The organism is Flavobacterium silvisoli, assembly GCF_004329815.1.
Lineage (GTDB): Bacteria > Bacteroidota > Bacteroidia > Flavobacteriales > Flavobacteriaceae > Flavobacterium > Flavobacterium silvisoli.
In genome coordinates this window covers 189,918-204,054 of sequence record NZ_SJPE01000002.1, presented here as the reverse complement: position 1 = coordinate 204,054, position 14,137 = coordinate 189,918, and the positions used below count along the sequence as shown (strand labels likewise).

The following is a 14,137-nucleotide window of genomic DNA, read 5'->3' as shown; positions in this document are numbered from 1 at the left end:
AGCTTAATCCCGCTTTCCGTTGCAATCTCTTCGAGGATTTCCACTACAATCGGGGCTAGAGAATAAAGTAGAAAACAACACTATAAAATTATAAAAGATGATTTTAGAAATGAAAGTCCCTTCACCGGGAGAATCGATTAAAGAAGTAGAAATCGCCACTTGGTTAGTGCAAGACGGAGATTACGTAGAAAAAGACCAAGCCATCGCTGAGGTTGATTCAGATAAAGCCACACTAGAGTTACCGGCAGAAGCCAGCGGTATCATTACCCTAAAAGCCTCTGAGGGTGATGCGGTAGCCGTTGGAGCTGTGGTTTGTTTAATCGATACCGGTGCCGCTAAACCAAGTGGTTCAGCGCCTGTAGCAGAAACAAAACCAGCCGCAGTTGAAGCACCAAAAGCTGAGGCTCCAAAGGTAGAAGCGCCTAAAGCTGCACCGGCTCCGGTTGCAGCAACATCATACGCAGCGCAAACACCATCGCCAGCGGCTAAGAAAATATTAGATGAAAAAAGTATACAGCCCTCAGATGTCGTAGGTACCGGAAAGGGCGGACGCATTACCAAAGAAGATGCTGTAAACGCAGTGCCGTCTATGGGAACACCAACCGGTGGAAACAGAGGAACCGAAAGAACCAAATTGTCGATGTTGCGTCGTAAAGTAGCTGAAAGATTAGTATCGGCAAAAAACGAAACGGCTATGTTGACTACCTTCAACGAAGTGGATATGACCAATATCTATGCGTTGCGTGACCAATACAAAGAGGAATTCAAAGCGAAACACGGTTTAGGTTTGGGCTTTATGTCGTTCTTCACCAAAGCCGTTACCCGCGCCTTACAATTATACCCGGATGTAAACTCCATGATTGACGGTCAGGAAAAAATTTCTTATGACTTCTGTGATATTTCAGTTGCCGTTTCAGGACCAAAAGGTTTGATGGTTCCGGTCATGAGAAATGCCGAAACCTTATCATTCAGAGGTGTAGAAGCTGAAATCAAACGTTTGGCCTTAAGAGCCCGTGACGGACAAATCACCGTTGACGAAATGACTGGCGGAACGTTTACCATTTCAAACGGTGGTGTTTTCGGAAGTATGTTGAGTACGCCAATTATTAACCCACCGCAATCGGGAATTTTAGGAATGCACAATGTAGTGGAAAGACCTATCGTTAGAAACGGGCAAATCGTAATTGCTCCGGTAATGTACGTGGCGTTATCGTATGACCACAGAATTATTGATGGCCGTGAGTCGGTTGGATTCCTAGTAGCCGTGAAAGAAGCATTAGAAAATCCGGTAGAAATCTTGATGAATAACAACCCTAAAAAAGCCTTAGAGCTTTAAGGGTTTCTGACTGCCTCGGATGAGGCGCCTATATATCTGAATCCCGTTTGTTTTCAAACGGGATTTTTTTTTGTCTGATAAATACGGTAATTCTTCGTTGAATAAGTTATGATTTCTCCCTTTGTCGAAACTGTTAAGACCTTCGTTTCAAACAAAAAATTATTTTTAATTAGCTATTTTAGCCAAAATTTACAACCAAGCCCCCAATGCAAAAAAAAATAAGCTTTCTCTTTATTTTAGCTTCACTTTTTTCTTTTACGATAACCTATAGTCAGGCACCGGTACCAACACGGCAGGATTCGCTTTTTGCCTTAAGGCTGTATAGTGTTGCCAATGATGATAGGATAGACCCTAAAGAAGCCATGAAGATTTACGATACCTTGATCAGTTTTTCGACCAGAAAAAACTTTACCCGGGGAATTGTTTGGAGCTATAGAGAGCAAGCCAGATTGTTAGCACGAAACGGTCAATTGGAAAAAGCCACTTCCTGTTTAGACCGCGCAATTGAAGCTGCCATAAAAGGACCTGAGAAAATAGAATTGACCATGATTTATTTTTATTCATCGGCATTTCATAATGAATATTCTCTTCACGACAGGGCTTTTATTGATGCTGTTAAGGCTGTTGAAAGTGCTATTAAAATCAATAAAAATTCACTTACCGGTAAATGCTATTCCCAACTTGCCCGTTGTTATTTCCAAAAAGGAGATTATCCCAATGCGATAAACTACCATGAAAAGGCGATAAGTTTAATTCGCAAAACATCAAATGTAAAGGAGCTCAGGGAATCTTTGCTCAGTTTGTCGGGGGTAAACATTGCGGCCGGAAATTTCAGTAAAGCACTCAGCCAACTCAAAGAAGTGGAAAAAGGAAACCCGACGGTTCCTGTAGAATCAAAAAAATTGCCCGAAATGTACGGGAATATGGGGTATTGTTACCGTTCGATGGGGAAAATGGACTTGGCGATTGACTATTACCTTAAAACTTTAGAGGTAATAAAAAAACAGGGAGCAGACAAAGGAATGCTGGTTACCGAAGCAGTGGTAAAAAATAATCTGGGAGATATTTATTTAGATCAGGGAAAGTATGATTTAGCCGAGAAGTATTATAACGAGGCATTACAAAAGGCTAAAGTTGCCAATACTCCGGAGGAATTCAAAACAGCATACGGAAATTTAGGCCGGTTAGCATTCCTGAAAAAAGAATATAAAAAAGCCTACGAACTTCAGGAAAAGCAGAATTTGTATGCTGATTCGGTCATGAATAAAGAGAAGATGCAGGCTTTGGAGAGTTTATCGGTTAAATTTCAAACAAAAGAAATAAAAGACAAGAACAAACTGCTCGAAAAAAGCAATGCTCTACAAAAAGCTTATTTGGCTCAAGAAAAAACAAGAAAAAATATCATTCTGTATTCTTCTCTCGGAATTTTTATCTTTTTGATTACCGGTATCATTTGGCTGTATAACTACTACAGACAAAAAAATATCATCAATGCCAACAAAAACAAGGAACTCAAGCAAAAACTCTTGATAACACAAATGAATCCGCATTTTATTTTCAATTCGATTGATAATATACAAGGCTTGATTTACAACAAGCAGGACAAAGAAGCGGTTAGTTATCTTACCAAGTTCTCCAAACTTACCCGTCAAATTCTGGAAAACTCTAATGAGAATTATATTTTGCTGAGCGAAGAGTTGGAAATGATAGAAAATTACATTGTTATTCAACAACTTTTATACAACAATAAGTTTGATTTCAGAATTGAAGTGGAAGAAGCTATTGACAGAGAATCAATATTGCTGCCACCTATGCTTACACAACCATTTATAGAAAACGCCATTAAACACGGATTGAGCAATACTACTGAAAAGGGAATGATTGACATCCGTTTTTACCTGAAAGAATCTAAGTTGTTCTTTGAGGTTATTGATAACGGAGTTGGATTTGACGCCACTAAAAAAGTAGAAAATCACAAGTCTTTGGCCATGACGATTACCAAAGAACGATTGGTGAGTTATACTAAAAATCATGACTTTGTAGTTCAGACAGACAACATTGTGGACGAGCACCAACAAGTCTCCGGAGCTAAAGTTAGTTTTGAAATCCCTTATATTTACGAAAATTAAAAGCCTATGTTACGAGCTGTAATTGTTGACGATATAGAAAACATCAGAAAAAAGAACAGTGCCATTATCAAGGCTCATTGTCCTTCGGTTTCCATAATAGGTGAGGCCGATTCGGTTGATTCAGGAGTAAGGCTGATCAGGCAGCTTTCCCCCGATTTGGTCTTTTTAGACGTAGAAATGCCTGATGGTACCGGCTTTGATTTGCTTCAGAAATTGAAACCGATTAATTTCAAAGTGATTTTTATAACCGGTTATGAAGATTTTGCTATTAAAGCATTCCGTTTTTCGGCTATAGATTATCTTTTAAAACCGCTGGATCCGGCTGATTTAATCGAAGCTGTGAAGAAAGTGGAAGAATCTTTGGGCAAGGAAGTTTTTGAAATGAAACTCAACAATTTGTTCACCAATCTCGAGAGACCGAAGAACCTCCAAAAGCTGGTTTTGAAAACGGCCGATAAGATTTATTCGGTTAACATACAGGATATTGTCAACTGTGAATCGGATAAAAATTACACCACTTTTCATTTTATCAATGCGCCTAAGCTGATTGTTTCTACTAATCTCAAGGAATACGAAACGTTACTCACTCCCTACAACTTTTTCAGAACGCACCAATCACACCTGATTAACATGTCCTATTTTGACCATTTTATCAAAGCCGAAGGAGGTAATACCATCGTTATGAAAAACAAAACTGTCATTCCGCTTTCGGTTCGCAAAAAAGAAGAATTTTTGGTTTTACTCGATAATCTTCAGGTTTAATTTTCCACCAAAACGAATTTCCTTCAAACGCTGACGAATTTCCCTCGAGTCGGAGCGGATGTTCATTGGCCAAGATCGGTGTTTTTCTTTGATTTATTATTGCATGGAAATTAACCATAATCAGTAATAAACAAATGAAAACAGTACTTAGAATTTTTGGAATCATCATCATTCTGATTTCCTTATTGACTTGCTCGATGTCTATTTACAGAGCGCAACTCGACAAAGACAAATTAGCTGAAGAGCAAACAGAATTGGCGGCAGTTAAAGACAACATCGATAAGTTAAAAAAAGAAGCCGAGAATATGACCGGTGAATCTAAAAAGCAGATTGATGAGCAGATTGCCGGCTTTGAACAAGAATTAGAAAATATTCCATCCGAAACCGCGTATTTGATTGTTCAGGTATTGTTGTCAACCCTGCTGATTTTATCATTGGTGTTTGCAGTGTTTTTGTTCCGGGCAAACCTTAAATTATCCAGTCAATTGTTTTACGTTGCGGTCATCCTAACTATAGTCGCATTTTTAGTTTCGCCTGATATTAAAAGAGGAGAATACGGCGGAATGGAAAGCAGAACATTGGCTTTATTGTCCGGAATTCCGGTAGCCATCGGGGGGCTTTTTGCCATACTTGTTGCCAAAAGAACAACTTCTAAATAAAAACTCAAATCTTAAAATACCATGAAAAAAATCATTCTATTGGCTTTCATAGCCTTTTCAGTAAACAGCCATGCCCAATTATTGGGGAAATTGAAAGAAAAAATGGCCGGTAAAAGCAAACTGGAATTGTATCCGGAAGAAAAGTTAGATATGCCGCAGTACCAAAATCACATAGGTCAGGTTTGCTTTTCTAATGACGAATTTGAACGCACTTTACCCGAAGACAAGTATATCAAGACCTATACTTTTGGAGATAAACTTTCGATGAGAGCCTGGTTTGCCAACTCTCCTGCCAACAGCATGATGTTGCAGCTGGAAGAAAGCGGTAAAAAAGCAAAAGAAATCAACGAAAACAGAAATCCGTTTGAATACCAGAGTAAGATTCTCTTTGTTCTGTATCTAGACGGACAAAAAGTAACCAATACCAGTTATGCATTTGATTTCAAAAGAGAAGATATGTTTGGGTTAGCTACTCACAGAGCTGAATTCAACGATGGTACCGATGATCTTTATTTTGGAGAATCATTAATGATGGATCTTAAACGAAAACAAGATTTGTTGACGCCGGGAACACACAAGTTAAAGATTGAGGTGGTGCCTTTTAAAACTGCCGGGTATGGTTCGGAGTTTGACTATAAACCCATAGCTGTTGGTGAAATTGATATGATTGTAAAGAACACACCAATTGATAAAAATGATCCGGATGCCTGTTTGCCAAAAGCAAAAATGGTAGACAAAGCCTTGGAAGCAAAAATTTTGTTAGCCTACAAAAACAGAAATTTAGGCGGTACAGCCAAAGAAGTAAGAATTATATCAGACCGTTGGTATATTGCGAAACACCAATATACCGGAGTGCCTTTACGCAGAACAGTAACGGCGGTAATCGGTAAGACTAAAGACGGAAAATGCAGCCGTGACGAGTACAGTTTCGCACAGGATTATGACGGAAGTACATACCAAAATGAAGTTTACCTTTATGGTGAAGGTATTGGTACTGAGCGAGAGATAAGCTGTAAATGTTTGAGTAAATAAACAATTTGAAAATTTTAAAAGCCGGTCAGTTGGATCGGCTTTTTACTATCAATGCCCTAATAGGAAGTACGCTTTTAGGAAATAGTTTTACAGATGTCATTTACTACCCTTATAAAGATAGTGACGGAAATCACACAAATCACTAAAACGAATTTCCATCATAAACCAACGAATATCTCTCGGGCGGAATCGAATGTTCATTGGTCAAAATCCATATTTTTCTTTACGGTACTATTGCAGTGTTATGTTTGAAAAGTGATGGAAATTTAAGGTCTGTCAAAATTTATTAATTGAATCTGAAATCAAAAATCAGGTGAAAAACGAAACGAAATGAAGAAAAAAATTACGCTGCTGTTATTAACGATAAGCTTTACATCATTTGGACAATGTTGGCAAAAAATCAGTGCGGGAACTACTCACAGTTTAGCCTTACGAAGCGATGGTACGCTTTGGGCCTGGGGGACTAATACCAGCGGAGAATTAGGAATAGGTTCGAATACCGACAAAACCTCACCCACACAAGTAGGAACAGAAAACAATTGGAAAAGCATTTCTGTTGGAGCCAGTTTTTCAATAGCACTGAAAAATAACGGCACGCTATGGGCTTGGGGAACCAATACCAAAGGGCAAGTGGGTGACGGTACGAATGTCAATAAAAATGTGCCGACCCAAGTTGGTACAGATACCGACTGGAAAACCATTGATGCGGGTTCGTATGCTGCTTTTGCCATAAAAAATAACGGAACGCTTTGGTCTTGGGGTGAAAATAACAAAGGACAATTAGGCGTTGGCGGTTATACAAACCGCAATACTCCTACACAAGTTGGTACCGATACCAATTGGAAAGAAGTTTCGGGAGGAACCAGTCATACCTTGGCTTTAAAAACTGACGGCACATTATGGTCTTGTGGGTATAATCTATTCGGGCAATTAGGACTTGGAAGCAATCAGGACAAGACTACTTTTAATAAAATAGGGACTGATACCGATTGGCAGGATTTTGCAGCAGGAGGTTATCACAGTATTGCCAAAAAAACAAACGGTGTGGTTTACACCTGGGGTTCAAATCTTTACGGAGTATTAGGTGACGGAACAGGAACGGATAAAAATGTGCCGGCTCCTATTTTCGATCAGGCGTTGAGTGTTCAGGCAGGAACCTATCATACGGCTGTCATTACCACCAATCATTCACTTTTTACTTGGGGGTTAAATGATTATGGTCAATTAGGAGATAATACTACGGCTATCAAATACAATCCTACCTTAATAGGAACTGCTACTGATCGCGCTGTAATTTCAATCGGGAACCGATTCACGCTTTTGCTTAATATGGACGGTTTTCTTTACGTTGCCGGTCGAAATGATTTCGGACAATTGGGAGATGGTACTTTAGTCAGCAGAAGTACTTTCACACCGATAGAGTGTACCGCCTTAGCAACCAAAGATTTTGTTTCAAACGATTTGGTAACTATATATCCCAACCCTGTAAAAGAGGTATTGAACATTTCTTCTGAAGCAGTAATCAGCACTATTTCAATATTCAATTTACTGGGACAGGAAGTGCTGTCAGAAATCATCAATGCCAACGAAGGAACCTTGAATACTTCAGGTTTACAATCGGGAACTTATGTGGTGAAAGTTACCTCAAATGACAAATTGAAAACCGTTAAGATTGTTAAGCTATAAAAATTACCATCCGGCTTTTTGGCAAAGCAATTTGAATTATATAAAACCTTAATGAACTATGGAAGCACTATCAATAATAGGCATGCTGTTGATGCTTTTCGGATTTGCAAATGCAGCGTGGGCAGGCTTGCTTTATGTACTGTCATTAAGTGCCATTGCAGGAACAAAACTATCCAAGAAGTTGGGAACATCTAATGAAAAAACGGATGCTAACCTTGATAAAGGAGTCTCGATGTCAAACGATTTATTAAAAAAAGTAATCTGGCGTTTGCTGCTGGGTTGCATAGGTTGGCTCATGTTTTACGTGGCAACTGGACACTCTTAATCTTTGTGAAATAAAAAAATGAAACAGTCATGAATTATATTGAAATCAACTTAATCAAAAGAAACAACAAACTTATTTTATACATTATGGCGGCTTTGCTTTGTACCTTCGGCGTTATAAGTTTTGCAGCCGAATTAGTCAAAGACGGGTTTTCGTGGTGGACTACAATTATTGGGTCTTTATTTGTTTTCGGAGCCTTCTTGATTGGCTCGAGGCTGTATGTGTATTTTACCAGTCATCAGGTAAAATTAATAGCGGAATCTGATGGGAAAACGATGGTCTTTTACTGCAAAAACGATTCCGGTAAAGTATTCAACAAGTCCGAAAGTATTAATTTGAATAAGATGGGAAGGTTTTATATAGTCAAAAAAAGAACCCGGTATTTAATGGACAATTACGCTTTTGCTTATGAAGGCAAAGGAGCTAAAACCAGTTTGTTTAAAGAAGAAATCGAAGCTTTTCCTTCTTTATTCGAAGCAACTGAAAATGACCGTCACAAAATTATGGAGTTCGTTAAAAATGCCGCACCCGAAGTAGCATTGGGTTACGAAAATATGTGGCAAAAAATAAAAACCAATAAATAATTCAAACAATAAATAACCCCAAGCTATCTAAAAAATAAAACATGAAAATTACAACAGGGCTGGCCATTTTATCACTGGTATCAGCAGCATCATGCGGTTCGGAAACCCCTAAACTCTTGCCTGCTTCCGAGCTTTGCAACAAAGTCTACAAAAATGAAATCGTTATGTGTGAGGGGATAGTACGTCTGCCCGATCATTTTTACAGTGCCGGAGGAAGTGTTACCATGGCGTTTGAGGCCCCGGGCGGAAAGTACAGGATTCCGGCTCTGAAAATTAAAACCTACAGCGAAACCAAAGGCGAAAAGAAAAATATGATGGACTTGCTTCCTTCCGGTTATACAGAGGAAGATGTCAGGATTTATGACCAAAACGGTCAGTTAGTAAAACTCGGGGATAAAATAAGAGTTACCGGAGAATTATTAGGAGGACTTGATGACTGGTGTGACATCGAGGTAAGTAAAATTGAAAAGATAAAATAAAAGCAATAGCGAGAAATTACGTCAAAGTTTCAACTCTGGTGTTTTTTCCTTGTTTTGAATACCATTTTTTTAACTGAAATTAGCAAACAGAAAAAAATGCCATTAAAATTTAATTTTATTCAATAGGTTAAATAGATTTTAGTTGTAATGAAAAACCCAGTGCTTTTGCATTGGGTTTTTTTATGGAGTTACATGAATTACCAGAGTTGAAAACGGGTTACTATTGCTGCGGTTGTAGTTTTTCAGCATCTGAAGGATTAGTGTTTGGGATTTTTCTTTTCTTTGTAATCGCGTGAGTGATGGGAGCAAGTACCGTGTACTGCGGACAGCACGACCCGCCGAAGGCGGGGCACGCCCAAATTAATTCAATCATGAAACAAAACAAAAAGCAAGCGGCCATAGGGTTTATTTTTATCACGATGCTGATTGATATTACGGGCTGGGGGATTATTATTCCTGTGATACCTAAATTAATAGCCGAATTGATTCACGGAGATATCAGCGAAGCTGCCAAATACGGAGGTTGGCTCACTTTTGCGTATGCCATAACTCAATTTGTTTGTGCGCCTTTGATTGGTAATTTGAGTGATAAGTACGGAAGACGACCCATTATCCTGATTTCGCTTTTTGCTTTTGCGATGGATTATTTATTGCTGGCTTTTTCACCCACGATTGCGTGGTTGTTTGTGGGGAGGATTATAGCCGGGATTACCGGAGCCAGCATCACGACAGCTTCTGCCTACATAGCCGATGTGAGTACTCCCGAAAACAGGGCTAAAAATTTCGGAATGATAGGTGCTGCTTTCGGACTAGGATTCATTATTGGTCCTGTTATTGGTGGTTTGCTGGGACAGTATGGTTCGCGGGTGCCGTTTTATGCAGCGGCTGTATTGTGTTTGCTGAACTTTTTATACGGGTATTTTATTTTGCCCGAATCGCTTTCAAAAGAGAACCGACGGGCTTTTGAATGGAAGCGTGCCAATCCGGTAGGAGCTTTGCTCAATTTGAAAAAGCATCCTTCTCTGATAGGGTTGATTTTAGCAGTTTTTCTTTTGTATGTAGGTTCGCATGCGGTACACAGCAATTGGAGTTTTTATACCATGTACCGCTTTCACTGGGATGAAAAAATGGTGGGAATTTCGCTCGGAGTTGTAGGTCTTTTGGTAGGCATAGTGCAAGGAGGGTTAATCCGCTGGACCAGCCCAAGGTTGGGAAATGAAAAAAGCATCTATATTGGTTTGGCCCTTTACACTATTGGAATGTTGCTCTTTGCTTTGGCCTCGGAAAGTTGGATGATGTTTACCTTTTTGATTCCGTATTGCCTGGGTGGAATAGCCGGACCTGCGTTGCAATCGGTTATATCGGGTAAAGTACCGCCTAATGAACAGGGAGAAATTCAGGGAACTTTGGCGAGTTTGATGAGTGCTTCCGCTATTCTCGGTCCGCCCATGATGACCAATACGTTTTACTTTTTTACCCACAAAGAAGCGCCGTTCCAATTGCCCGGAGCACCTTTTATTCTAGGCAGCTTCTTGATGCTAATGAGTACTTTCTTGGCTTATTATTCACTGAAAAGGCATTTTACTTCAGATACAAACAATGATTAAAATAATCAATGATGGCTTTACCTTCGAGCAGTATATCGGCACCAATAATGCCGTGAACCGGTTTGGCTTTGTACTGACGTAAAGCTTCGTTTACGTGTGACATATCAAAAATAATCAAATGAAATTCTTCGGTCTTCCAGCGGCCGATTTGGAGCGCGTTGTTTTTGGCAATTTGAGTCATCATGCCCGTGGCACCAGCCCCCGAAGCCTTGGTTTTGGATTTGCCTGCTTTGAGTTTGAAATAATCCACACTGTCAAAACCTACACAACTGTTGCTGGCTCCGGTGTCCAGAATAAAACTCCCGGATACCCCGTTAATCTTAGCTTTAATTAGTAAATGCTGGGTTTTGGAAACTTTAAAATTGATTTTCTTGTACTTTTCTTTTTTCAGTAATTCCTGCAGGTTTTTCATAGCATTGTATTGAGGCTCAAAAATAATCTAAAATCGATGTATCCTAAATAAAATCGGTATAAACTTAGTACCTTAGCCCCGCAGAAATTCAGTCGTTTTTATCATGATTTTAACCGATACCCATACCCATTTGTATTCCGAAGAATTTGATCAGGATCGCACCGAAATGATTCAGCGGGCCATCAATAATGGGGTTTCTCGTTTTTTTGTGCCGTCAATCGATTCCCATTACACTTCAAAAATGTATGCGTTGGAACGTCAGTTTCCGAAACATGTTTTTTTGATGATGGGGTTGCACCCAACGTATGTGAAAGAAAATTATCAGGAAGAATTAGCACATGTTGAAGCCGAATTGAGCCGAAAAACGTTTTATGCTGTGGGCGAAATCGGGATCGATCTGTTTTGGGACAAAACTTTTTTGAAGGAACAGCAGCACGCATTTCAGTACCAAATTCAGTTAGCCAAAAAGCACAAACTCGCTATAAACATTCACTGTCGTGATGCTTTTGATGAGGTTTTTGAAGTTCTGGAAAGCGAAAAAGCCACAGATTTATTTGGAATTTTTCACTGTTTTACCGGCGATTTCGGTCAGGCCAAAAGAGCCATCGACTTGAATATGAAACTCGGCATTGGCGGAGTAGCCACATTCAAGAACGGAAAGATTGACCAGTTTTTAAATGAAATTGATTTACAGCATATTGTTTTAGAAACCGATTCGCCTTATTTGGCACCTGTTCCTTTTCGGGGTAAACGCAACGAAAGCAGTTACACCAAATTAGTGGCCGAAAAACTGGCGCAGATTTACCAATTGCCCCTGGAGGAAATTGCCCGAATCACTACCGAAAATTCAAAAACTGTTTTTGGGATTTAATACAGAAATCGTCAAAAATTGAGTTTTTTTTTGTTCATTTGTTTTTCAAAATTGTAAGCCAAGATGCAGAAATTTGACAAAATTCGTCCTTTTTACGACGCCGAAGTGAATGAAGCCATTCAGTCTGCTGTCAATCACCCGATGATGAAGGCATTAATGGATTTTACATTTCCTGATGTAGACGAAGAAGTATGGAAAAATCAACTTAAGAAAACCCATTCTATTCGCGATTTTCAGTGTAATTTTATTTACCAATCGATTCAAAAAGTTTTGGCCAAAAGCTCTGAAGGGTTAACCACTTCGGGTTTTGAAAAACTACATCCCAACACGTCTTATCTTTTCATATCCAACCACCGCGATATTATATTAGATACATCGCTGTTGAATGTAGCGTTGTTTGATCACGGTTTGGTGATGACTGCATCGGCTATCGGAGACAATTTGGTTAAAAAATCTTTTCTGAAAACGTTATCCAAACTCAACAGAAACTTTGTGGTGCAACGAGGTTTGCCGCCAAGAGAATTGTTGGAAAGTTCCAAATTGATGTCGGAATACATCGGACAGCTGTTGCTTCGGGAAAACCGTTCGGTGTGGATTGCCCAACGTGAAGGAAGAACCAAAGACGGCAATGACGCAACACATTCAGGCGTGCTGAAAATGTTGGCTATGGGTTCGGATGAATCCAACATGCTCGATTATTTCAAGAAAATAAAGATAGTGCCGGTTTCTATTTCGTATGAATACGACCCGACTGACGCTCTCAAAATGCCACAACTCATTGCAGAAGCCAAAAATGAAATCTACATTAAAGAAAAAAATGAAGATTTTGTAACGCTCCTGAGCGGAATCATCGGACAAAAGAAACGCATTCACATTCACATAGGCGATGTTTTGGATAAGGAGTTTGATGTAATTGCCGCCGAATTTGATAATATCAACAAGCAAATTCAGGCATTGGCACAAGTCATAGACGACTCTATTTTACAAAGTTACATGCTGTGGCCAACCAATTATATTGCTTACGATTTGTTATACAAAACTGACCAGTACAAGAATTGTTATACCGAAAATGAAAAATCGTTATTCGAGCGCAGGCTTGAAATGAGAATAGATGAAAATAACCCGCAAATGGTTGAGAGTTTTTTGGCCATGTATGCTAATCCGGTAGTAAACAAGTCAAAATATCAGAATGTTGTCTAAACCAAACATACTGCTCCTGTACACCGGAGGAACCATCGGAATGATGAAAGATTTTGAAACCGGTGCGTTAAAGGCTTTCAATTTTAAAAAATTGTTGCAGAAAATCCCCGAACTCAAACAGTTGGATTGTAATATTGAAACCATTTCGTTTGAGAAACCCATCGATTCCTCTAATATGAATCCGGAAAAATGGGAGTTGATTGCAGACATCATTGAGGGAAACTACGAGCGTTTTGACGGTTTTGTGGTGTTACACGGCTCGGACACCATGTCGTATTCTGCCTCAGCGTTGAGTTTTATGCTCGAAAATTTAGGCAAACCGGTAGTCTTTACGGGTTCTCAGTTGCCCATAGGCGATTTGCGCACCGATGCCAAAGAAAATCTGATTACCGCCATTCAAATAGCATCTCTGCAGCAAAAAGGGAAACCTGTTATTCATGAAGTTTGTTTGTATTTTGAATATAAATTGTATCGGGGTAACCGAACTACAAAAATCAATGCCGAACATTTCAATGCCTTTGCTTCGCCCAACTATCCGCCATTGGCAGAGTCGGGAGTGCATTTAAAAATTGATACCCATTCGATTCTGCAAAAACAGTCTGCCAAAAAGCTGGTCGTTCATAAAGTCATGAATAACAATGTGGTCATTGTAAAAATGTTTCCGGGGATGAATGAAGCTGTACTGTCTTCTATTTTGAGTATTCCAAACCTGAAAGGAATTATTTTGGAAACCTACGGTTCGGGGAATGCGCCTTCTGAGGATTGGTTTATACAGGTTTTAAAAAAGGCTATCAAAAGCGGTTTACACGTTGTTAATGTTACACAATGTTCGGGCGGAAGTGTTAATATGGGTCAATACGAAACCAGTACACAGCTCAAAAAAATCGGAGTGATTTCGGGTAAAGATATAACCACCGAAGCCGCCGTGACCAAGCTCATGTATCTCTTGGGACAAAATGTCGCACCGGCTGTTTTCAAAACCATTTTTGAAACATCATTGCGTGGAGAAATGCAATAATAAATTGCCAAACTAACTTTTTTTACTGAAAAAATTT

Annotated in this window: 14 protein-coding genes; 13 read left to right on the top strand and 1 reads right to left on the bottom strand. The window is 39.4% G+C overall.

The window, feature by feature from the left end; genetic code table 11:
• The first annotated feature begins 97 nt into the window (after positions 1–97).
• The 10 genes from odhB to EZL74_RS03225 all read left to right on the top strand — a co-directional run bounded on the left by odhB (position 98) and on the right by EZL74_RS03225 (position 10,599).
• On the top strand, positions 98–1,336 hold the full coding sequence (gene odhB, locus EZL74_RS03270; RefSeq protein WP_131475157.1) for a 2-oxoglutarate dehydrogenase complex dihydrolipoyllysine-residue succinyltransferase: 1,239 nt from the start codon (positions 98–100) through the stop codon (positions 1,334–1,336).
• 206 nt (positions 1,337–1,542) lie between these two features.
• Positions 1,543–3,465, top strand: a complete 1,923-nt coding sequence (locus EZL74_RS03265; protein WP_131475156.1) for a tetratricopeptide repeat protein — start codon at positions 1,543–1,545, stop codon at positions 3,463–3,465.
• Between the two features lie 6 nt (positions 3,466–3,471).
• On the top strand, positions 3,472–4,227 hold the full coding sequence (locus tag EZL74_RS03260) for a LytR/AlgR family response regulator transcription factor (RefSeq protein WP_131475155.1): 756 nt from the start codon (positions 3,472–3,474) through the stop codon (positions 4,225–4,227).
• 134 nt (positions 4,228–4,361) lie between these two features.
• A complete protein-coding gene (locus EZL74_RS03255) occupies positions 4,362–4,886 on the top strand; it encodes a hypothetical protein (RefSeq protein WP_131475154.1) in 525 nt (174 codons plus the stop codon).
• Between the two features lie 21 nt (positions 4,887–4,907).
• Positions 4,908–5,918, top strand: coding sequence for a hypothetical protein (locus EZL74_RS03250; RefSeq protein ID WP_131475153.1), 1,011 nt, complete (start codon positions 4,908–4,910; stop codon positions 5,916–5,918).
• 330 nt (positions 5,919–6,248) lie between these two features.
• Complete coding sequence (locus tag EZL74_RS03245; RefSeq protein WP_131475152.1) at positions 6,249–7,604, top strand: T9SS type A sorting domain-containing protein; 1,356 nt, start codon at positions 6,249–6,251, stop codon at positions 7,602–7,604.
• Between the two features lie 58 nt (positions 7,605–7,662).
• The gene (locus EZL74_RS03240; protein WP_131475151.1) at positions 7,663–7,929 is read left to right on the top strand and encodes a hypothetical protein; all 267 of its coding nucleotides are present in this window, start codon (positions 7,663–7,665) and stop codon (positions 7,927–7,929) included.
• A 29-nt stretch (positions 7,930–7,958) separates the two neighbouring features.
• On the top strand, positions 7,959–8,513 hold the full coding sequence (locus tag EZL74_RS03235; protein WP_131475150.1) for a hypothetical protein: 555 nt from the start codon (positions 7,959–7,961) through the stop codon (positions 8,511–8,513).
• Between the two features lie 41 nt (positions 8,514–8,554).
• Positions 8,555–8,992, top strand: a complete 438-nt coding sequence (locus EZL74_RS03230) for a hypothetical protein (protein ID WP_131475149.1) — start codon at positions 8,555–8,557, stop codon at positions 8,990–8,992.
• 299 nt (positions 8,993–9,291) lie between these two features.
• Entirely contained in the window at positions 9,292–10,599 is a 1,308-nt protein-coding gene (locus EZL74_RS03225; RefSeq protein WP_131475148.1) for a TCR/Tet family MFS transporter, read from the top strand.
• Here the strand turns inward: EZL74_RS03225 and EZL74_RS03220 are convergent.
• Positions 10,574–11,011: a retropepsin-like aspartic protease gene (locus EZL74_RS03220; RefSeq protein ID WP_131475147.1), complete on the bottom strand. Its 438-nt coding sequence runs from the start codon at positions 11,009–11,011 to the stop codon at positions 10,574–10,576. The two genes, EZL74_RS03225 and EZL74_RS03220, sit on opposite strands and share 26 nt — an antisense overlap.
• A gap of 103 nt (positions 11,012–11,114) precedes the next feature.
• Here EZL74_RS03220 and EZL74_RS03215 point away from each other — a divergent pair, with 103 nt between their 5' ends.
• The 3 genes from EZL74_RS03215 (at position 11,115) to EZL74_RS03205 (ending at position 14,100) form a co-directional block, all read left to right on the top strand.
• A complete protein-coding gene (locus EZL74_RS03215; protein WP_131475146.1) occupies positions 11,115–11,882 on the top strand; it encodes a TatD family hydrolase in 768 nt (255 codons plus the stop codon).
• A 63-nt stretch (positions 11,883–11,945) separates the two neighbouring features.
• A complete protein-coding gene (locus tag EZL74_RS03210) occupies positions 11,946–13,082 on the top strand; it encodes a 1-acyl-sn-glycerol-3-phosphate acyltransferase (protein WP_131475145.1) in 1,137 nt (378 codons plus the stop codon).
• A complete protein-coding gene (locus EZL74_RS03205; protein ID WP_131475144.1) occupies positions 13,072–14,100 on the top strand; it encodes an asparaginase in 1,029 nt (342 codons plus the stop codon). The genes EZL74_RS03210 and EZL74_RS03205 overlap by 11 nt, the downstream gene beginning before the upstream one ends.
• Positions 14,101–14,137: the final 37 nt, after the last annotated feature.

Excerpts from the sequence above, each read along its gene's own strand:
- EZL74_RS03210 (WP_131475145.1), top strand. The coding sequence starts at position 11,946 with ATGCAGAAATTTGACAAAATTCGTCCTTTTTACGACGCCGAAGTGAAT.
- EZL74_RS03250 (WP_131475153.1), top strand. The coding sequence starts at position 4,908 with ATGAAAAAAATCATTCTATTGGCTTTCATAGCCTTTTCAGTAAACAGC.
- EZL74_RS03240 (WP_131475151.1), top strand. The coding sequence starts at position 7,663 with ATGGAAGCACTATCAATAATAGGCATGCTGTTGATGCTTTTCGGATTT.
- EZL74_RS03265 (WP_131475156.1), top strand. The coding sequence starts at position 1,543 with ATGCAAAAAAAAATAAGCTTTCTCTTTATTTTAGCTTCACTTTTTTCT.
- EZL74_RS03220 (WP_131475147.1), bottom strand. The coding sequence starts at position 11,011 with ATGAAAAACCTGCAGGAATTACTGAAAAAAGAAAAGTACAAGAAAATC.
- EZL74_RS03205 (WP_131475144.1), top strand. The coding sequence starts at position 13,072 with ATGTTGTCTAAACCAAACATACTGCTCCTGTACACCGGAGGAACCATC.
- EZL74_RS03260 (WP_131475155.1), top strand. The coding sequence starts at position 3,472 with ATGTTACGAGCTGTAATTGTTGACGATATAGAAAACATCAGAAAAAAG.
- EZL74_RS03245 (WP_131475152.1), top strand. The coding sequence starts at position 6,249 with ATGAAGAAAAAAATTACGCTGCTGTTATTAACGATAAGCTTTACATCA.
- EZL74_RS03230 (WP_131475149.1), top strand. The coding sequence starts at position 8,555 with ATGAAAATTACAACAGGGCTGGCCATTTTATCACTGGTATCAGCAGCA.
- EZL74_RS03255 (WP_131475154.1), top strand. The coding sequence starts at position 4,362 with ATGAAAACAGTACTTAGAATTTTTGGAATCATCATCATTCTGATTTCC.
- EZL74_RS03225 (WP_131475148.1), top strand. The coding sequence starts at position 9,292 with ATGGGAGCAAGTACCGTGTACTGCGGACAGCACGACCCGCCGAAGGCG.
- EZL74_RS03235 (WP_131475150.1), top strand. The coding sequence starts at position 7,959 with ATGAATTATATTGAAATCAACTTAATCAAAAGAAACAACAAACTTATT.
- EZL74_RS03215 (WP_131475146.1), top strand. The coding sequence starts at position 11,115 with ATGATTTTAACCGATACCCATACCCATTTGTATTCCGAAGAATTTGAT.
- odhB (WP_131475157.1), top strand. The coding sequence starts at position 98 with ATGATTTTAGAAATGAAAGTCCCTTCACCGGGAGAATCGATTAAAGAA.